The following is a 17704-nucleotide window of genomic DNA, read 5'->3' on the forward strand; positions in this document are numbered from 1 at the left end:
GGCAGGGACTGCGTCCCTGCCCGCCGGAGGCCCCTACTTACTTCGGCAACCCACCGGTCTGCCGCAGTGCCTCGCCCACGGCCAACCCGGCCGACATGGCGAGGTTCAGGGAGCGCACCTCCGCTCGCATCGGCAGGCGGATGCGGCCTTCGCAGGCGGCGTGGACGTGGGGTGGGGCGCCGGCGCTTTCCTTGCCGAACAGCAGGATGTCGTTGGGGCGGAAGGTGAAATCATAGGCAGAGATGCTGCCCTTGGTGGTGAGCAGCACCAGCCGGGCCGGGCCGATGCTGGCGTGGAAGGCGGGCCAGTCGGCGTGGCGGGTGATGGAGACGTGATCGATATAGTCCATCGCGGTGCGGCGGACGCGGGCATCGTCCCACGCGAAGCCGAGCGGCTCGATCAGATCGACGGGCACGCCCAGGCAAGCGCCGAGCCGCAGCACCGCGCCGACATTGCCGGCGATTTCCGGTTCATAAAGGGCGATGCGCATGGGCAAACCTTGGGGCGGGCCTTTATTGCAGGTTCAGGTGCGGGCCTGTCCTACACCGGCAAAGCCTGTCAACATGGCACTGTCTGGACGGGTGGCCCGCTTGGGTTTTGGGACGGAAGGCGGCGTTGCAACCATGCGAAATGCGGAAAAACTGTCAAAACCGGTCAACGCAGATTGCCCACCGCGCGCTGGATGCGCTTGCAGGCTTCTTCCAATGCCGCGTCGGAGGTGGCGTAGCTGATGCGGAACGCCGGGGAGCCGCCGAACGCCGCGCCGTGGACGACGGCAACGCCTTCGGCTTCAAGGAGATAGGCGGCGACGGCTTCATCGTTGGTGAGCACGGTGCCGGTGGGGGTGGTCTTGCCGATCAGGCCGACGCAGTCGGGATAGACATAGAAGGCGCCTTCCGGGCGCGGGCAGATCAGGCCGGGCGTCTGGTTGAGCATGGAGACGACAAGATCGCGGCGGCGTTGGAAGGCGGCGTTGCGTTCCGCCAGGAAGCTCTGATCGCCATTCAGCGCGGCGACGGTGGCAGCCATGGAGATGGAGCAGGGGTTCGACGTGCTCTGCGATTGCAGCTTGGCCATGGCCTTGATGATCCACGCCGGCCCGCCGGCAAAGCCGATGCGCCAGCCGGTCATGGCATAGGCCTTGGAGGCACCGTTGACGGTGAGCGTGCGATCGTAGAGGCCGGGCTCGATCTCGGCCAGGGTGCCGAAATCGAAATCGTCATAGACGATATGTTCGTACATGTCGTCGGCCAGCACCAGCACCTGGGGGTGACGCATCAGCACGTCGGCCAGCGCTTTCAGTTCGGCGCGGGTGTAGGCGGCGCCGGTCGGGTTGGACGGCGAATTGAAGATGAACCAGCGGGTGCGCGGCGTGATGGCGGCTTCCAGCTGGGCCGGGGTGAGCTTGAAGCCCTGCGCCACGCCGCAGTTGATCACCACCGGGGTGGCGCCGGCGAGCAGGACGATATCGGGGTAGCTCACCCAGTAGGGCGCCGGGATGATGACTTCATCGCCCGGATCAAGCGTGGCCAGCAAGGCATTGAAGATGGTGTGCTTTCCGCCCGAATTGATGCTGATCTGGTCGAGGCCATAGCTCAGGTTGTTGTCGCGCTTGAACTTGGCCTGCACGGCGGCCTTGCATTCGGGCGTGCCGTCGACACCGGTATATTTGGTCTGGCCGGCGCGGATGGCGGCAATGGCGGCTTCCTTGACGAAATCCGGCGTATCGAAATCCGGTTCGCCGGCGCCCAGCCCGATGATGTCGCGTCCCTGACGCTTCAACTCGGCCGCCTTGTTGGTCACCGCGATGGTGGGCGACGGCTGGATGCGGTTGATGGCGGCAGAGGTGCGGTTCATGAGGGCGTTCCTTTCGCAGGGCAGCCCTTAAGGGGGCAACTGCTGCGGTGCAATAATGGAGTGCGCTCTGAACGGTGTTGGCAGGTGTTTTATTCCCAAGGCGCCAACGGACGGGCAATTTTCGCTCGCCGCCGCTTCACCCACCCATACGGCGAATATGGTGCCACAGCCGTTCGACCAGCCGATCGTGCGGATCCCAGCCCAGGACATCCATCGGATTTTCCACGAAGGGCGAAAGGCCGTTGATGTCGTGGAAACGCGGCGTGCCGCAGACATCGTCGATCATATACTCGATGCTGCACACCTCCATGCCGGATTCGCGGGCCAGCATTTCGGCGGCGGCAATCAGGTTGGGCGGCGGTTCGGCACGGCGGCGGCGACGCTGGGCCAGGCGCTGCAAGCGGTCATCAGGGCTGGCCAGCATCAGCGCATCCTCGGCAGCGGCGACATCGACGCCATAGAGATAGCGGCCACCCAGCACTTCGATCCGGGTCGTGGTGCCACCGCGCGGATTGACCAGCGCCTGGCACAGCCACACGCCATTGGCCGACGGCGGCAACGTGCCGGCTTCAGCGGCTGCGGCGAGCGACTGCCGGTCGTCAAAGCGGGTGACGCCGGAGCCGAAGCCCGACACATCGGCCTTTACCACCACCGGAAAACCGATGGTTGTGGCCGCTGCCAGCAGCGCCGCCGTATCGTGCACAACCCGGGTGGCGGGCGCCGCCAGGCCGAGCCGGTTGATCAGCGCCAACTGCCGGGCCTTGCTGGCATCAATGGCCATGGCATCGGCGCCGTTCAGCACCAACGCCCCCTGCCCGGCCCAGTGATCGAGCAGCGCCATGGCATAATAGACCGGGTGATGCACGCCGTGGCGGGCGGAACTCATGGCGATGCGGTTGAAGACCACCGGCGCCGGCGGCTGGCCACCGATCGGATCAAAGCCGTGGCCGGCGGTGTGGACCGGCAGATAATCGATCCCGGCCCGCGACAGCGCTGCAAACAGCGGCTGGAAGCCATCGGCGTGATCATGAACAATTGCCAGTTGATGCATGCAGGACCCCGGCCTGCTGCACTGCACAGGCCATTTGTTGTTTCGCTGCCAGACTGGGAAAAAACGCCCTCCGTTGCAATACCTAATAGGGCTTGCCCGTATTCCCGCAGCGCAACACGGCGCGCCAAAAGGGCCAAAGCTGCAATAACCATTAGGGGGCAAACATATGCCGGCGACCCTGGCAAAATCAGGCGGCCTGTTTCTGGCCATGATCATCGCGTTGTTTGGCATGGCCCAGGCACAGGATACCGCCTTTGCGGTGCACATGGGCATCATGGCGCTGGCGGCACTGATCGCGGCGCTGGCGGTGATGAAGGGCGCCGATGTCGCCGGCCAGATGGGCCACGATGAAAGCGTGTATGACGATGCACCGGTGCGCTGGGGCGTGATCGCCACCACTTTCTGGGGTGTCGTGGGCTTGGCTGCCGGGCTCTTCATCGCCCTGCAGCTGGCCTACCCGGTGCTCAACCTGGGCCTTGAATATACAAGCTTCGGGCGCTTGCGGCCGCTGCACACATCAGCGGTGATCTTCGCCTTTGGCGGCAACGCCCTGCTGTGCACCAGCTTCTTCGTCGTGCAGCGCACCTGCCGGGCGCGGCTGGCCTTCCCCGGCATGGCCCGCTTCGTCTTCTGGGGCTATCAATTGTTCATCGTGCTGGCGGCCACCGGCTATCTGCTGGGCGTCACCGAAGCCAAGGAATATGCCGAACCGGAATGGTATGTCGATCTGTGGCTCACCGTCGTGTGGGTTGCCTATCTGATCGTGTTTGGCGGCACCATCATCAAGCGGCGCGAACCGCATATCTATGTCGCCAACTGGTTCTATCTCGCCTTCATCATCACCGTGGCGATGCTGCACATCGTCAACAACCTGTCGCTGCCGGTCAGCCTCGCCGGCTCCAAGAGCTATTCGGCCTTTGCCGGCGTGCAGGATGCGCTGACCCAATGGTGGTATGGCCACAACGCGGTGGGCTTCTTCCTCACCGCCGGCTTCCTGGCCATGATGTATTACTTCGTGCCCAAGCAGGCGGAGCGGCCGGTCTACAGCTATCGCCTGTCGATCATCCACTTCTGGTCGCTGATCTTCCTCTACATCTGGGCCGGCCCGCACCACCTGCACTACACCTCGCTGCCCGATTGGGCGCAGAGCCTGGGCATGGTGTTCTCGGTGATGCTGTGGATGCCGTCGTGGGGCGGCATGATCAACGGCCTGATGACGCTCAATGGCGCCTGGGAGAAGATCCGCACTGATCCGATCATCCGCATGATGGTGCTGGCGCTGGCCTTCTACGGCATGAGCACCTTCGAAGGCCCGATGATGTCGATCAAGTCGGTCAACTCGCTGTCGCACTATACCGACTGGACGATCGGCCACGTGCATTCGGGCGCGCTCGGCTGGAACGGCATGATCACCTTTGCCTGCATGTACTATCTGGCGCCGCGCCTGTGGAACCGGCAGCGCCTGTACAGCCTGCGGCTGATCAACGCCCACTTCTGGCTCGCGACCGCCGGTATCGTCTTCTACACCGCCTCGATGTGGGTGGCCGGCCTGACCCAGGGCCTGATGTGGCGCGAATATGGCGCCGATGGCTATCTGGTGAACAGCTTCGCCGAAACGGTCGCCGCCATCCGCCCGATGTTCCTGCTGCGGGCCTTCGGTGGCGGCCTCTACCTGGCCGGCGCGCTGGTATTCGCCTGGAACATCGCAATGACCATCGCCGGGCGCATCCGGGCGGAAAAACCGATGACCGAAACCCCCTACAACCCCGCTGCAGACCGACCCCTGCCCGCCGGCAATCTGCAGCCGGCCGAATGAGAGGGAGCATCAATCATGGCTTCGCAACCCGAAAAAACCGGCTTCTCCCACCGCACGCTGGAGCGCAACATCACGCTGCTTGGCCTCTGCTCGCTGGTTGCCGTCGCCATCGGCGGCATCGTCGAAATCGCGCCCCTGTTCTGGGTGGACAGCACCATCGAGAAGGTGGAGGGCGTCCGCCCCTACACGCCGCTCGAACTGGCCGGGCGCAACATCTACATGCGCGAAGGCTGCTATGTCTGCCACAGCCAGATGGTGCGCCCGTTCAAGGACGAGGTGGAGCGTTACGGCCATTACAGCCTGGCGGCCGAGAGCATGTATGATCACCCCTTCCAGTGGGGATCAAAACGCACCGGCCCCGATCTCGCCCGCGTGGGTGGCCGCTATTCCGATGAATGGCATGTCGGCCATCTGAAGAACCCGCGCGAGGCAGTGCCGGAATCGATCATGCCGCCCTATGCCTTCCTGGCCGAAAAGCCGCTGAACGCTGGTGACATGGCCGCGCATCTGAAGGCGCTGCGCGCCGTGGGCGTGCCCTATACCGACAAGGACATCGAGCAGGCCAATGCCGATCTGGTCGCCCAGGCCACGCCCGATGCCGATATCGCGGATCTGCAGGCGCGTTACCCCAAGTCGCAAGGGCGCGATTACGACGGCAACCCGGCCGTGGTGACCGAGATGGATGCGCTGGTCGCCTATCTGCAGATGCTGGGCACGCTGGTCGACTTCAAGGCGGGCGAAGCGCAGGAGCAGCCGAAATGAGCCGCTATGAACTGCTGCGCCAGTTCGCCGACAGCTGGGCGCTGCTGGGCATGTGCCTGTTGTTCCTCGGCTTTGTCGGCTGGACGTTCCGGCCCGGCGCCCGCCGCCACCATGACGAAGCTGCACAGCTGATTTTTCGGAGTGACAGTGATGACTGATCACAACAAACGCGTTGATGAAGCCACCGGCACCAACCTGGTGGGCCATGAATGGGATGGCATCGAGGAACTGGACACGCCGCTGCCGCGCTGGTGGGTCTATATCTTTGCCGCCACCGTGGTGTTTGCTGCGGGGTATGTGGTGGCCTACCCGTCCTTCCCCGATGTTGGCGGCACCACCGGCTGGTCCAGCCGCGGTGAACTGGATGATGCGCTGAAGGCGCAGACCGCCGCGCGTGCGCCCGTGGTCAGCGCCATCGCCGCCACACCGATCGAGCAGTTGGCGGCCAACCCTGGGCTGATGCGCAGCGCCATCGAGGGCGGCCGCGCCGCCTTCAAGGTGAACTGCGTGCAGTGCCATGGTTCGGGCGCCGCTGGCTCCAAGGGCTATCCCAATCTGAATGACGACGACTGGCTGTGGGGCGGCGACATTGCCGCGATCCAGTACACGCTGCAGCACGGCATCCGCAGCCCCGGCTCCGAAGAGGCCCGTTTCAGCCAGATGCCGGCCTTTGCCGATATCCTGTCCAGGGGCCAGATCAACGCGATCGTGTCTCACGTGCGGGCCATCTCCGGCCAGGGCAAGCCCAGTGCCACCGGCGCCCAATTGTTCGCCGAAAACTGCGCCAGCTGCCACGGCCCGGAGGGCAAGGGCATGCGCGAACAGGGTGCCCCCAACCTGACAGACGGCATCTGGCTCTATGGCGGCGACCGCGCCAGCCTGACCCAGACCATCGCCAAGGCACGTTACGGGGTGATGCCGCACTGGGCCGGCCGGCTGGATGATGCCACCGTCAAGATGCTGGCCGCCTATGTCCATTCACTGGGCGGCGGTGAGGCCAATCCGGCACCGGCTGCACCCGTCACGGCAGATGCCGCAACTGGCGAGGCCAATGTCGGCTCTTGATCTCATCAACCCGACCAGCGGGCTGTATCGCAAGCGTGAGCCGGTCTTTCCCCGTGTGGTGAAAGGCCGTTTCCGCCAGCTCAAATGGGCGGTGATGCTGCTGTGCCTGGCGGTCTACTACATCACGCCATGGATCCGCTGGGATCGCGGCGCTTATGCCCCTGATCAGGCGGTGCTGGTCGATCTGGCCAACCGCCGCTTCTTCATGTTCGATATCGAGATCTGGCCGCAGGAATTCTATTATGTTGCCGGCCTCTTGATCATGGCCGGCATCGGGCTGTTCCTCGTCACCTCCGCGGTGGGCCGCGCCTGGTGCGGCTATGCCTGCCCGCAGACGGTGTGGACCGATCTGTTCCAACATGTCGAACGCTGGATCGATGGTGACCGCAACGCGCAGCTGAAGCTGAACAACGCGCCGTGGAGCGCTGCCAAGCTCGGCCGCCGCCTCACCAAGTGGAGCATCTGGCTCGTCATCGCGATGGCCACCGGCGGGGCGTGGATCTTCTATTTCGCTGATGCGCCGACGCTGGCCGGCCAGTTCCTCAGCGGTGATGCGCCGTTCGTCGCCTATTCGACCGTGGGCGTGCTCACCGCCACCACCTTCATTTTCGGCGGTTTCATGCGCGAGCAGGTGTGCATCTACATGTGCCCGTGGCCGCGCATCCAGACGGCGATGCTCGATGAAAAATCGCTGATCGTCACCTACCGCGACTGGCGCGGCGAACCGCGCACGCAGGGCGTGAAGAAGGCTGCTGCTGCCGGCGAGAAAGTTGGTGACTGCATTGATTGCAATGCCTGCGTCTCCGTCTGCCCCACCGGTGTGGACATTCGCCAGGGGCCACAACTGGGCTGCATCAACTGCGCGCTGTGCATCGATGCCTGCGACGAGGTGATGGGCAAGTTGAACCGCCCACGCGGGCTGATCGACTATCTCAACCTCGACGATGAAAAGCATGAACGTGCTGGCGGTGCGGCCCGTCCGATCCTGAAGACGCTGCTGCGCCCGCGCACCCTGATCTATTTCGCCATCTGGGCCAGCATCGGGCTCGCCATGCTGTTCACGTTGGGCGAACGCGCCCGGCTGACCATCGACAGCGCCCAGGATCGCAATCCGGTGGTGGTCACCATGTCGGACGGGCAGGTGCGCAACGGCTGGACAATCAAGCTGCGCAACATGGAAAGCCGCCCGCGCAGCGTGGAATTGACCATGGCCGGCCTGCCCCAGGGCCGGATGTGGACCGATGCGATGGACCGCAAGGATGCCGCACGCAGCGTGCGGCTCAATCTGGCCGCCGATGCCACCACCCGCCTCCACCTTTATGTGGCAGCACCAGCCGGGCCGGCGGGCGAAACGCCGTTCGCGCTGGTTGCCCGCCCGCTGGATGCCCCCCTGAACAACGCCTCCGGCACCAACGATGGCCGCGAGGCCGCGCGTGACATCAAGTTCATCCGCCAATGAGGAACCCTTCGGACATGAACGGCACCGCTGCGCCCAAGCCCGCCTTCACCGGCCGCATGTTCTTGTGGATCATGGTTGCCTTCTTCGGCGTGGTGGTGGCGGTGAACATCACCATGGCGCGGCTGGCCAGCGGTACCTTCGGCGGCACCGTGGTCGACAACAGCTATGTCGCCAGCCAGAAATACAACGGCTGGCTGGCCAAGGCACGGGCGCAGGATCAACTGGGCTGGGCCACGCCGGTCAGCCTCGATGCCGCACGCCGCGTGGTGATCGCCGTGCCGGGCGCGGCCTTTGGGGCAAAGGGCACCGCCCATCACCCGCTGGGCCGCACGGCTGATGTGACGCTGAAGTTCGTGGCCGATGGGCAGGGCCAACTGGTCTCCACCACGCCGCTGCCGGCCGGACGCTGGCAGGTGCGGATCGATGTCCGCAGCGGCCGCGATGTGAAGCGACTGCTCGAGGTGCTGGCATGAACAGCCCTTCACCTCTGCACACAGGCGAGGCAATGGCGGTATCGCGCTTTGCCGTACCCGGCATGCGCTGCGCCGGCTGCATTTCCAAGCTGGAAAACGGCCTCGCCGCTGTCCCCGGCATCGCGGCGGCGCGGGTGAACTTCACCGCCAAACAGGTACAGATCAGCCACGATCCAGCGCTCTCCGCCCCGGCGCTGGTCAAGGCCTTTGCCGGCCTCGGCTTCGATGCAAGCCCGCTCGGCGATGCACTCGCCGGCCCTGATGGCGAAGCCCGGCAGTTGGTCAAGGCGCTGGCCGTGGCCGGCTTTGCCGCCATGAACATCATGCTGCTGTCGGTCTCGGTCTGGTCCGGTGCCGGCGGGTTGACGCGCGATCTGTTCCACTGGCTCTCGGCCCTGATCGCCCTGCCCACGGTCGCCTATGCCGGCCAGCCCTTCTTCCGTTCGGCATGGCGTGCCCTGAAGGCCGGCCACACCAACATGGATGTGCCGATTTCCATTGGTGTCACGCTGGCCACGGCGCTGTCGCTGTTTGAAACCATCACCCACGGCGCCCACGCCTATTTCGACAGCGCGGTGATGCTGTTGTTCTTTCTGCTCGCCGGCCGTTGGCTGGATGCGGTGATGCGCGATCGCGCCCGCGACGGGGTGTCGGCGCTGCTGAAGCACATGGCCGCCGGTGCGCTGGTGATGGGCGATGATGGCCAGAGCCAATGGATGAAGGCCGCCGATATCCGCCCCGGCATGAAGATGCTGGTGGCCAGCGGTGAGCGCCTGGCCGCCGACGGCGTGATCGTCCAGGGCCGCAGCCATTTCGACCAGTCGCTGATCACCGGTGAAGCCATGCCGGTGACCGTGGGCGTTGGCGGCAAGGTTCTGGCCGGAACGCTCAACACCGGCGATGCGGTGGAAGTCGCTGTCACCGCGGCCGGCGCCGATACCAGCATCGCCGATATCGCCCGGCTGATGCAGGATGCCGCGCAGGGGCGCTCCCGCTATGTCCGCATCGCCGACAAGGCGGCGCGCCTCTATGCACCGGCCGTCCACACGCTGGCGCTGTGCAGCTTCATCGGCTGGATGCTGGCCGGCGCCGGCTGGCATGAAAGCCTGCTGATTGCCGTCGCCGTCCTCATCATCACCTGTCCGTGCGCGCTCGGCCTCGCCGTGCCCGCTGCCCAGATCGTCGCGACCGGCGCACTGATGAAGGCCGGCGTGCTGGTGAAGGACGGCAGCGCATTGGAACGCCTGGCCGAAGCCGATGCAGCCGTGTTCGACAAGACCGGCACGCTCACGTTGGGCTCACCTGAACCTGTTGACCTGTCGGTGCTGGATGCAACGCAAGCCGGCATCGCGCTGGCGCTGGCCCAGTGCAGCCGCCACCCGCTCTCCGAAGCCCTGCGCGCCGCCCTCACCGCTGCCGGCACCGTGCCGCAACGGGTGACATTGGTCACGGAAACGCCCGGTGAAGGCCTTTCCGGCCAGTGGCATGGTCAGGTCGTCCGCTTGGGCCGCCCCGCCAGCAACGATGGCGACCTGATGGCCGCCGCCCTTTCCATCGGCGCGGCGCCGGAAATCCTGCTGCGCTTTGCCGATCCGCAGCGCCCAGCCGCTGCGGCCACCATCGCCGAACTGGCCGAATTGGGCCTGCCCGCCCGCATCCTGTCGGGCGATCGGCCTGGCCCGGTTGCCGCCGTGGCAGCGGCGCTGGGCATCAACGGTCAGGGCGGTCTGTCACCAGCCGACAAGCTTGCCGCGATCAAGGCGCTCAGCGCCGAAGGCCGCAAGGTGCTGATGGTCGGCGATGGCCTAAATGACGGCCCGGCGCTGGCCGCTGGCCATGTCTCGATGGCGCCGGGTTCGGCCGCCGATGCCAGCCAGAATGCTGCCGATGCGGTGTTCCTCGGCAGCAGCCTTGCGCCAGTTGCCACGGCCATCCGCGCCGCGCGGGCGACGCAAGCCGTGGTCCGTCAGAATTTCGCGCTGGCCATCGGCTACAACATAATCGCCGTGCCGCTCGCCATCGCCGGCCTCGTCACCCCGCTGGTGGCGGCGCTGGCCATGTCGGGCTCGTCGATCATCGTGGTGGCCAATGCCCTGCGCCTGAAGGGCTCGACGCGATGAACGGCATATTGTTCCTGATCCCGGTGGCGCTCGGCCTGGGCCTGCTTGGGCTGTTCGCCTTTTTCTGGGCGGTGGGGCGCGGCCAGTTCGATGATCTGGACGGCGCTGCCCTGCGCATCTTCATCGACGATGAGGAGCCGCGCGATGCTCAGGACTGAGCCGCTGGCCTATCTGCCCGCGCTGCTGGCCCTGGCGCTGGCCGCCATGTCGGTGACGGCCCGTGCCGAAGCGCCACTGATCAGCCTGTGCAGCGGCAAAAATCTGCCCCGTGAACCCAGCCGCGAATGTGACCAGGCCTGCCACATCGGCTGCAGCCGCGAAAAGCGCGGTTCAGGCCGGCTCTGACGGCGCCGGCGCTGCCCCGGCCAGATCGGCCATGCGCGCCGTAAAGGCGATCTTCAACGCGTCTGAAAGCGAGCCAACCCCCAGTTTCGACATCAGATTGGCGCGGTGGATTTCCACGGTGCGCGGGGAAATGCCCAGATCATAGGCAATCACCTTGTTGGACTGGCCTTCCACCAACCCGTTCAGCACATCGCGCTCGCGCGGGGTGAGCCCGTTCAACTGCGCACGCGCCTGATCAGCCAGGCGATTGAGCTCGGCACGGCCATCATTGTGCCGCAGCGCCTGTTCCAGCGATGCAATCACCGCCGCTTTCTCGAACGGCTTTTCGAGGAAATCCACGGCACCGGCCTTCATCGCCCGCACCGCCAGGCCCACATCGCCATGGCCGGTAATGATGATCACCGGCAGCACAACGCCCTTGTCCTTCAGGGCCTGCTGCACGGCCAGCCCATCCATCGCGCCCAGCCGCACATCCAGCAGCACGCAGCCCGGCGGCAGGTGCGGCGCCGCCTTCAGGAAGGCCTCACCCGATTCAAAGCTTTCCACTTCATAGCCAGAGGTTTTCAGCATGAAGCCAACGGAGCGGCGCACCGCTGCTTCATCATCCACCAGGTAAACACGCTTCTCAGCCATCCTGCGGCTCCTCTGCCAGTTCCAGAGTGAAATGAAAGGCGGTGCCGCCAAAGTCCGACGGTTCCGCCCAGATGCGACCGCCATGGGCCTCGACAATCGTGCGGCAGATCGACAGGCCGAGCCCCATGCCCTTTTCCTTGGAGGTGTTGAACGGCTGGAACAGCACTGCCGCGACCTCCGGCGCCAGCCCGGACCCGGAATCGGACACCACCACCTCCACCAGGCCTCTGCCAGCCGGCCGGCTGCGGACTTCCAGATATTGCCGCACCGAACGCTGCATGGCTTCCACCGCGTTGCGGATCAGATTGAGCAGCACCTGCTGGATCTGGATCCGATCGCACAGCACCAGATCAACCGAAGGATCCAGCCTTATCTCGAAATCCATGCCCGTGTGGCCAGCGCCGGTCAGCGCCAGCGCGGCGGCCTCGGTCACCAGCCGACGGAGTCGTTCCACGCGCCGCTCGCTCTCACCGCGGCTGATGAATTCGCGCAAACGGCGCACGATCTGCCCGGCACGCAGCGCCTGCGCGCCGGCTTCCGTCAGGGCCTCGCGCACCATGTCGATATTGTCCTGCGTCGGTGTCCCTCTATCCCTCAGCAGCGCCAATGCGCCTTCAGTATAGCTGGCAATGGCGGTGAGCGGCTGGTTCAGTTCGTGGGCCAGCGCACTGGCCAGGCTGCCCATCGCCGACACCCGACTGATGTGCGAAAGTTCGCCCTGCAGATCGTTCAGCCGCCGCTCCGTGCGCTGCATTTCGGTCAGGTCGCGGATGAAGCCGGTGAACAGCCGGCCATGTTCGGTCTGCGCCTCGCCAATCGCCAGCTCGATTGGAAAACTGCTGCCATCACGCCGGCGCGCGGTCGTCACCCGGCCGATGCCGATGATATGGGCCACTCCCGTTTCCATATAGTGACGCATGTAATCATCGTGGCGATCGCGATCCGGATTGGGCATCAGGATCTTCACATTCTTGCCCACCACATCATCGTCATAGCCGAACATGCGGTGGGCGGCTTCGCTGAACAGCAGAATCGTGCCGGCCTCGTCGATCACGATCATGGCGTCGGGAACGGTGGCCAATATGGTGTTCTGCAGCGCCTCTGCGCTGTGCAGCAGGGCCGGGCTGGCTGGCGGCTGGTTGGTGATGAACGGGCACACAGGCAAAGATAGTGGCGCAAATGCCGGCAATTTCAACGCCCGATTGCGCCAGCGTTCAATGCGCCAGCAGCAGCGGCAGGTTGGCCGAGGCGATCAGTTCGCGCGTCACCCCGCCCAGCACGGTTTCGCGCAACCGGCTGTGGCCATAAGCACCCATCACCATGTAACGCGCCGACAATTCGGCCGCTGCATGCAGCAGGGCCACACTCACCCGCCGCCCCTTGGCCGGCCATTCATGCACATCTGCGGCTATACCATGGCGAGAAAGCCACTGCGCCGCCTCGCGCGCGGCCAGGCCAGGCACATCGTCGCTCACTTCCACCAGGTGCACCGCCCCCGCCCGCTTCAGCAGCGGCAGCGCCAGCCGCAGGGCGTGGGCGGCTTCTGCCGAACCATTCCAGGCCACCACCACTTGCCCGGCCAGATCAAGCTGCTCCACGCCGTGCGGCACCATCAGCACTGGGCAGCGCGTGTACATCACCACATCCCCCACGATGGCCTGCGGCTGGCGCAGTCCCCGGCGTTGCTGGGTGCTGGGTTGGCTGAGCACGACCAGATCAGCAAGCGACGATTGGTCGATCAGCGTTTCCACCGGATTGCCATCGTAACTGCGCCAATCCCACGGAACCCCGCTGCTGTTCAGCCGGGCTTCGATGGCAAGGCGCAGCGCCTTGTCCTGATCATGGATCGTGTCGATCAGGGCCGCCATGCCGAACATGCCGCCATAGGGATCGGCAGCATAGGCTTCCACCGGCGTCACCTGCACGCAGGTCAGATGCCCGCCGGTTTGTCGCGCCACATCCAGCGCCACCGCCAGCCGGCCGGACTGGGCATCATCATCATGGATGTTCAGCAGGATATTCTTCATGCGACGCCAATCCGAAAGGCCGATTGCCGGCCAGCCTCCATCCCTGCCTTGCTTTTACGCCGCAGCCCGCGCCAAGGCTTTACGCAACATTCCGGAGTGTCCCTGTTTCGAAGGGCTTTTCCGGGCGCAATGAACGGCGTAACAGGCCGGACATGAGCGCAACCCTGACCATCCGCCGCCCCGATGATTGGCACGTCCATCTGCGCGATGGGCCAATGCTGGCGGCCGTGGCCGATGCCACCGCCCGCCAGTTTGCACGCGCCATTGTCATGCCGAATCTGAAGCCGCCGGTGACGACGGCTGCTGCCGCCGCCGCCTATCGGGATCGCATACGCGCCGCGGTGTCGCCGGGCCTGACGTTCGAACCGCTGATGACCTGCTATCTGGTCGATGGCATCGATCCGGACGAGCTGGTGCGCGGCCACGTGGAAGGCATCTTCACCGCCGCCAAGCTCTACCCGGCGCACGCCACCACCAACAGTGCCCACGGCGTCACCGATGTGCGCCACATTTATCCGGCGCTGGAAGCCATGCAGCGGACAGCCATGCCGCTGCTGATCCATGGCGAGGTGACCGATCACTCGGTCGACATCTTCGACCGCGAGGCGGTGTTCATCGAAACCATCCTCAAAGCCGTGGTCGCCGATTTCCCGGCGCTGAAGATCGTGTTCGAACATATCACCACCAAGGATGCTGTGGATTTCGTGCGCGACAGCGGCCCCAACATCGCCGCCACCATCACGCCGCACCATCTCGCCATCAACCGCAACGCCATGTTCGAAGGCGGCATGCGCCCGCATTTCTATTGCCTGCCCGTCGCCAAGCGCGAACTGCACCGCCAGGCGCTGCGGGCGGCGGCCACCAGCGGCAATCCGAAATTCTTCCTGGGCACCGACAGCGCGCCGCATGCGGTGGAAACCAAGGAAAGCGATTGCGGTTGCGCCGGCATCTATTGCGCGCCCTTTGCCATCGAAGCCTATGCCAAGGTGTTCGACGAAGAAGGCGCATTGGGCCGACTGGAAGGCTTTGCCAGCGAACATGGCCCGCGTTTCTATGGCCTGCCGCTGAACGCCGATTTCATCACGCTGGAACGGGTGGCCACACCGGTGCCGGCGCGCATCCCGGCGGCGGGCAGCGAACTGGTGCCGTTCCACGCTGGCGAGGTGCTGGACTGGCGCTTCGTTGCCTGATCATCCCTATTCAGGCCTGCGCGTCTCACTGGCCACGCAGCATGGCAAGGCGCGCGCGCTGGCGCCGCCGCTGGCCCGCCGGCTGGGCCTGATCGTCGAGCCCGTCGCCATCGCCACCGATGCCTTCGGCACCTTCACTGGCACCACGCTGCGCGCCGGCACCGCGGCCGAGGCCGCACTGGCGAAGGCCCGCGCCGGCATGGCGGCATCCGGCCTTGATCTGGGCCTGGCCAGCGAGGGCAGTTTCGGGCCGCACCCGTGGCTGCCGTTCGGCGCCGGCGGGGTAGAAACCCTGGCCTTCGTCGACGCGCCGCGCGGCCTCGAACTCACCCTCTCCGCCGTTTCCCGCCGCACCAATTTCGCCCAGCACGAGGTGACGGATGGCGGCGACATCGCTCCCTTCCTCACCCGCATCGGCTTTCCCTCCCACGCGCTGGTGGTGAAGGGGCCCGATGGCGCCGTGCTGGCCACCGGCGTGCAGGACATGGCAACACTGTCGCCCCTGGCCTGGCCCGGCAACCGCCTCGAAACCGACATGCGCGCCCACATGAACCCCACCCGCATGGCCGCAATCCGCGCCTTGGCCGGCAGGCTCGCCGCGCGGCTGGGCACGCGCTGCCCGGCTTGCGGCGCCCCCGGCTGGGGTCAGGTCGATCTGTTGCGTGGCCTGCCCTGTTCGTCCTGCAATCAGCCAACGCAAGGCGTGCTGGCCATCATCGACGGTTGCGGCGTGTGTGCGCATCGCGGAAAGCGCCCCCGTCCCGACGGCGTGACGGCGGCGAGCCCGGCGAGCTGCGACTGGTGCAATCCCTGACCCCACCCCCGACCCCTCCCCTGAAGGGGAGGGGAGCAGAGTGCCGCTGCCTCTAACCTCTCCCCTCCCCTTCAGGGGAGGGGTCGGGGGTGGGGCCGTTCGACAGCACTACCCTCTGCTCCCCCTGCTTCTCACCCCAGCCCCATCTGCCGCCCGGCCAGATCGAGCATGATCTCTTCGGAACCACCGCCGATCGCGTTCACCCGCACTTCGCGGTAGATGCGCTCCACCTTCGATCCGGTGATGAAGCTGGCGCCGCCCAGCACCTGCGCCGCCTCACGCGCCACATGTTCCAGCATACGGGTCGCCTGCACCTTCAGCATGGCATAATCCGCCGGCACGCCCACGCCCTGCCGATGCTGGTGCGCGCACAGATCGACCCAGGCCTGCGTCGCCTGGATCTGCCGCGCGCAATCGGCCAGCTTGATGCGGATCGATTGATGCGCGCCCAATTTCTTGCCGAACGTCTCGCGCTGCTGCGCCCAGTCCATCGCTTCCTTCAACGCCACTCGCGCCATTGAACAGCAGCCGTGGGCCATGCCCAGCCGCTCGCTGTTGAAATTGCGCATGATGCCGATGAAGCCGCCATTTTCCGGCCCGATCATGTTTTCCGGCGGCACCTCGACATTGTCGAAATACACCGCCGCCGTGTCCGAACAGCGCCAGCCCATCTTGTCGAGCCGGGTGCGGCTCACGCCTGGCCGATCGGTTTCGATCAACATCAGCGAGATGCCTTTCATCCCCGGCCCGCCGGTGCGCACCGCCACCGTCATGTAATCGGCGCGCATGCCGGTGGTGATGAACATCTTCTGGCCGTTCACCACATATTTGTTGCCCACTTTCTCGGCGCGGGTCTTCAATTGCGCCACATCCGATCCGCCCGAAGGCTCGGTGATCGCCAGGCTGATCAATTTCTCGCCCGCCAGCACCGCCGGCGCGATGCGGCGCTTCATCTCGTCACTGCCCAGCGCCAGGATCGGCGGCAGGCCGATGCCGTGCGTCATCAGGCTGGCACCCAGCCCGCCAGCGCCGGCGGCGGCCAGTTCTTCCGACTGGGTCAGCCCGTGGAAGACATCAAAGCCTTCGCTGTGGCCGCCATATTCCTCCGGATAGCCAAGGCCCAATATGCCGGCGTCGGCCGCCTTCTTGTGGAGTTCGCGCGGCAGTTCGCCTGTCGCTTCCCACTGGTCGATATTGGGCAACACTTCTGCCGCCATGAAGCGGCGCACGCTGGCCGACACGGCTTCATGGGTTTCGTTGTAGAAGGGCGAACGCGCCCGCCATTCGTCGAAGCTGATGCTCATGTCCGGGTCCTCACAGGAATGCGGCGATATCGTCCAGCGGCTTCTTGATCAGCGCGTGGACAGGAACAGTGGCGGTGGCCGCCGGATAGCCGGCCACCAGCAGCAGCCAGGGTTTCTCATCATCCGGCCGCCCGCAGATGCGATTCAGGAATTGCATCGGGTTGGGCGTGTGGGTCAGCGTCGCCAGCCCGGCCTGGTGCAGCGCGGTGATCAACATGCCCGTGGCGATGCCCACGGATTCGTTGATGTAGTAATTCTTCTGCCTGTCGCCCGCCCTGGGCCCGCCGCGGCGCTGGGCAAAGATGGCGATCAGCCAGGGGGCGGTTTCCAGATAGGGCTTGTTGGCATCGGTGCCCAACGGGGCCAGCGCGGCCCGCCAATCCTCCGGCGCCTTGCCCTCGTCGTAAAAGCCGCGCTCTTCCACTTCGGCGGCGGCACGCACCTGCGCCTTCAGTTCGGGTGAGCTGATGGCAGCGAAAAACCATGGCTGGTGATTGGCGCCGCTGGGCGCCGTGCCTGCCGCCCGGATGCAATCGGCAATGATGGCCTGTGGCACAGGCGTATCGGCGAAATCGCGGCAGCTGTGGCGGCGGGCCATGAGCGCGTGGAAATCCCGCGCCCGCGCCCGCATTTCAGCCTCGGCCAGCGCCTCGAAATCGCGGAATGGCACCTGATCGTGCGGCTGCATGGTTCGCCTCCTCCCCCCGTTATGGCGCGGGAGCTTGGCCGCGACCAGCCTGTTGCAATTTGCGGGGGCAGCCCTTGCAGTTGCGTCGCGGCCCGACCAA

The 17704-nt window shown here is 65.6% G+C and carries 19 protein-coding genes; 11 read left to right on the plus strand and 8 right to left on the minus strand.

Features of this window, described 5'->3' with window-relative positions; translation table 11 throughout:
• Positions 1-37: 37 nt before the first annotated feature.
• From D619_RS0112885 to D619_RS0112895, 3 genes are all read right to left on the minus strand, one after another.
• Entirely contained in the window at positions 38-490 is a 453-nt protein-coding gene (locus D619_RS0112885) for a tRNA (cytidine(34)-2'-O)-methyltransferase (protein WP_017669012.1), read from the minus strand.
• A gap of 164 nt (positions 491-654) precedes the next feature.
• Positions 655-1857, minus strand: a complete 1203-nt coding sequence (locus D619_RS0112890; protein WP_017669013.1) for a pyridoxal phosphate-dependent aminotransferase — start codon at positions 1855-1857, stop codon at positions 655-657.
• 136 nt (positions 1858-1993) lie between these two features.
• A complete protein-coding gene (locus D619_RS0112895) occupies positions 1994-2908 on the minus strand; it encodes a hypothetical protein (RefSeq protein WP_017669014.1) in 915 nt (304 codons plus the stop codon).
• A gap of 166 nt (positions 2909-3074) precedes the next feature.
• On the opposite strand from D619_RS0112895, the gene ccoN reads away from it, so the two are divergent.
• Genes ccoN through D619_RS0112940 form a run of 9 tightly spaced genes read left to right on the plus strand, consistent with a single transcriptional unit; the run spans position 3075 to position 10948 of the window.
• Positions 3075-4724, plus strand: a complete 1650-nt coding sequence (ccoN, locus tag D619_RS0112900) for a cytochrome-c oxidase, cbb3-type subunit I (protein ID WP_017669015.1) — start codon at positions 3075-3077, stop codon at positions 4722-4724.
• A 15-nt stretch (positions 4725-4739) separates the two neighbouring features.
• A complete protein-coding gene (gene ccoO, locus D619_RS0112905) occupies positions 4740-5486 on the plus strand; it encodes a cytochrome-c oxidase, cbb3-type subunit II (RefSeq protein ID WP_017669016.1) in 747 nt (248 codons plus the stop codon).
• Positions 5483-5644, plus strand: a complete 162-nt coding sequence (locus D619_RS0112910) for a CcoQ/FixQ family Cbb3-type cytochrome c oxidase assembly chaperone (protein WP_017669017.1) — start codon at positions 5483-5485, stop codon at positions 5642-5644. The genes ccoO and D619_RS0112910 overlap by 4 nt, the downstream gene beginning before the upstream one ends.
• Positions 5637-6551, plus strand: a complete 915-nt coding sequence (gene ccoP / locus D619_RS0112915) for a cytochrome-c oxidase, cbb3-type subunit III (RefSeq protein WP_017669018.1) — start codon at positions 5637-5639, stop codon at positions 6549-6551. Before D619_RS0112910 ends, ccoP begins: the two co-directional genes overlap by 8 nt.
• Positions 6538-8010, plus strand: a complete 1473-nt coding sequence (ccoG, locus tag D619_RS0112920) for a cytochrome c oxidase accessory protein CcoG (protein WP_017669019.1) — start codon at positions 6538-6540, stop codon at positions 8008-8010. Before ccoP ends, ccoG begins: the two co-directional genes overlap by 14 nt.
• Before the next feature lie 14 nt (positions 8011-8024).
• Positions 8025-8483, plus strand: coding sequence for a FixH family protein (locus tag D619_RS0112925; protein WP_017669020.1), 459 nt, complete (start codon positions 8025-8027; stop codon positions 8481-8483).
• Between the two features lie 32 nt (positions 8484-8515).
• Positions 8516-10603, plus strand: coding sequence for a heavy metal translocating P-type ATPase (locus tag D619_RS0112930; protein ID WP_017669021.1), 2088 nt, complete (start codon positions 8516-8518; stop codon positions 10601-10603).
• The gene (ccoS, locus tag D619_RS0112935) at positions 10600-10761 is read left to right on the plus strand and encodes a cbb3-type cytochrome oxidase assembly protein CcoS (protein ID WP_017669022.1); all 162 of its coding nucleotides are present in this window, start codon (positions 10600-10602) and stop codon (positions 10759-10761) included. The genes D619_RS0112930 and ccoS overlap by 4 nt, the downstream gene beginning before the upstream one ends.
• Positions 10748-10948 carry a hypothetical protein gene (locus tag D619_RS0112940; RefSeq protein WP_017669023.1) on the plus strand — a complete coding sequence of 67 codons (201 nt, stop codon included), beginning with the start codon at positions 10748-10750 and terminating at the stop codon, positions 10946-10948. Before ccoS ends, D619_RS0112940 begins: the two co-directional genes overlap by 14 nt.
• Here the strand turns inward: D619_RS0112940 and D619_RS0112945 are convergent.
• The 3 genes from D619_RS0112945 to D619_RS0112955 are packed head-to-tail and all read right to left on the minus strand — an operon-like array spanning position 10934 to position 13608.
• Positions 10934-11581, minus strand: coding sequence for a response regulator (locus D619_RS0112945; protein ID WP_017669024.1), 648 nt, complete (start codon positions 11579-11581; stop codon positions 10934-10936). The genes D619_RS0112940 and D619_RS0112945 overlap by 15 nt on opposite strands.
• Positions 11574-12740, minus strand: a complete 1167-nt coding sequence (locus tag D619_RS0112950; protein ID WP_017669025.1) for a PAS domain S-box protein — start codon at positions 12738-12740, stop codon at positions 11574-11576. Before D619_RS0112950 ends, D619_RS0112945 begins: the two co-directional genes overlap by 8 nt.
• Positions 12741-12795: 55 nt before the next feature.
• Complete coding sequence (locus D619_RS0112955; RefSeq protein WP_017669026.1) at positions 12796-13608, minus strand: universal stress protein; 813 nt, start codon at positions 13606-13608, stop codon at positions 12796-12798.
• Between the two features lie 152 nt (positions 13609-13760).
• Between D619_RS0112955 and pyrC the strand changes: the two genes are divergently transcribed.
• Together pyrC and D619_RS0112965 are read left to right on the plus strand one after the other, a co-directional pair.
• Complete coding sequence (gene pyrC / locus D619_RS0112960) at positions 13761-14798, plus strand: dihydroorotase (RefSeq protein ID WP_017669027.1); 1038 nt, start codon at positions 13761-13763, stop codon at positions 14796-14798.
• Complete coding sequence (locus tag D619_RS0112965; protein WP_017669028.1) at positions 14791-15612, plus strand: DUF6671 family protein; 822 nt, start codon at positions 14791-14793, stop codon at positions 15610-15612. Before pyrC ends, D619_RS0112965 begins: the two co-directional genes overlap by 8 nt.
• A 131-nt stretch (positions 15613-15743) precedes the next feature.
• On the opposite strand, the gene D619_RS0112970 is transcribed toward D619_RS0112965, so the two are convergent.
• Both D619_RS0112970 and D619_RS0112975 read right to left on the minus strand, forming a co-directional pair.
• Complete coding sequence (locus D619_RS0112970; RefSeq protein WP_017669029.1) at positions 15744-16916, minus strand: acyl-CoA dehydrogenase family protein; 1173 nt, start codon at positions 16914-16916, stop codon at positions 15744-15746.
• A gap of 10 nt (positions 16917-16926) precedes the next feature.
• Positions 16927-17604 carry a nitroreductase family protein gene (locus tag D619_RS0112975; protein ID WP_017669030.1) on the minus strand — a complete coding sequence of 226 codons (678 nt, stop codon included), beginning with the start codon at positions 17602-17604 and terminating at the stop codon, positions 16927-16929.
• Between the last annotated feature and the right edge of the window lie 100 nt (positions 17605-17704).

Origin of the sequence: Sandarakinorhabdus sp. AAP62, from assembly GCF_000331225.1 — a bacterium.
GTDB lineage: Bacteria > Pseudomonadota > Alphaproteobacteria > Sphingomonadales > Sphingomonadaceae > Sandarakinorhabdus.

What these genes read in the sequence shown, in the direction of transcription:
- D619_RS0112885 (WP_017669012.1), bottom strand. Translation starts at nt 490, where the DNA reads ATGCGCATCGCCCTTTATGAACCGGAAATCGCCGGCAATGTCGGCGCG.
- D619_RS0112890 (WP_017669013.1), bottom strand. Translation starts at nt 1,857, where the DNA reads ATGAACCGCACCTCTGCCGCCATCAACCGCATCCAGCCGTCGCCCACC.
- D619_RS0112895 (WP_017669014.1), bottom strand. Translation starts at nt 2,908, where the DNA reads ATGCATCAACTGGCAATTGTTCATGATCACGCCGATGGCTTCCAGCCG.
- ccoN (WP_017669015.1), top strand. Translation starts at nt 3,075, where the DNA reads ATGCCGGCGACCCTGGCAAAATCAGGCGGCCTGTTTCTGGCCATGATC.
- ccoO (WP_017669016.1), top strand. Translation starts at nt 4,740, where the DNA reads ATGGCTTCGCAACCCGAAAAAACCGGCTTCTCCCACCGCACGCTGGAG.
- D619_RS0112910 (WP_017669017.1), top strand. Translation starts at nt 5,483, where the DNA reads ATGAGCCGCTATGAACTGCTGCGCCAGTTCGCCGACAGCTGGGCGCTG.
- ccoP (WP_017669018.1), top strand. Translation starts at nt 5,637, where the DNA reads ATGACTGATCACAACAAACGCGTTGATGAAGCCACCGGCACCAACCTG.
- ccoG (WP_017669019.1), top strand. Translation starts at nt 6,538, where the DNA reads ATGTCGGCTCTTGATCTCATCAACCCGACCAGCGGGCTGTATCGCAAG.
- D619_RS0112925 (WP_017669020.1), top strand. Translation starts at nt 8,025, where the DNA reads ATGAACGGCACCGCTGCGCCCAAGCCCGCCTTCACCGGCCGCATGTTC.
- D619_RS0112930 (WP_017669021.1), top strand. Translation starts at nt 8,516, where the DNA reads ATGGCGGTATCGCGCTTTGCCGTACCCGGCATGCGCTGCGCCGGCTGC.
- ccoS (WP_017669022.1), top strand. Translation starts at nt 10,600, where the DNA reads ATGAACGGCATATTGTTCCTGATCCCGGTGGCGCTCGGCCTGGGCCTG.
- D619_RS0112940 (WP_017669023.1), top strand. Translation starts at nt 10,748, where the DNA reads ATGCTCAGGACTGAGCCGCTGGCCTATCTGCCCGCGCTGCTGGCCCTG.
- D619_RS0112945 (WP_017669024.1), bottom strand. Translation starts at nt 11,581, where the DNA reads ATGGCTGAGAAGCGTGTTTACCTGGTGGATGATGAAGCAGCGGTGCGC.
- D619_RS0112955 (WP_017669026.1), bottom strand. Translation starts at nt 13,608, where the DNA reads ATGAAGAATATCCTGCTGAACATCCATGATGATGATGCCCAGTCCGGC.
- pyrC (WP_017669027.1), top strand. Translation starts at nt 13,761, where the DNA reads ATGAGCGCAACCCTGACCATCCGCCGCCCCGATGATTGGCACGTCCAT.
- D619_RS0112970 (WP_017669029.1), bottom strand. Translation starts at nt 16,916, where the DNA reads ATGAGCATCAGCTTCGACGAATGGCGGGCGCGTTCGCCCTTCTACAAC.
- D619_RS0112975 (WP_017669030.1), bottom strand. Translation starts at nt 17,604, where the DNA reads ATGCAGCCGCACGATCAGGTGCCATTCCGCGATTTCGAGGCGCTGGCC.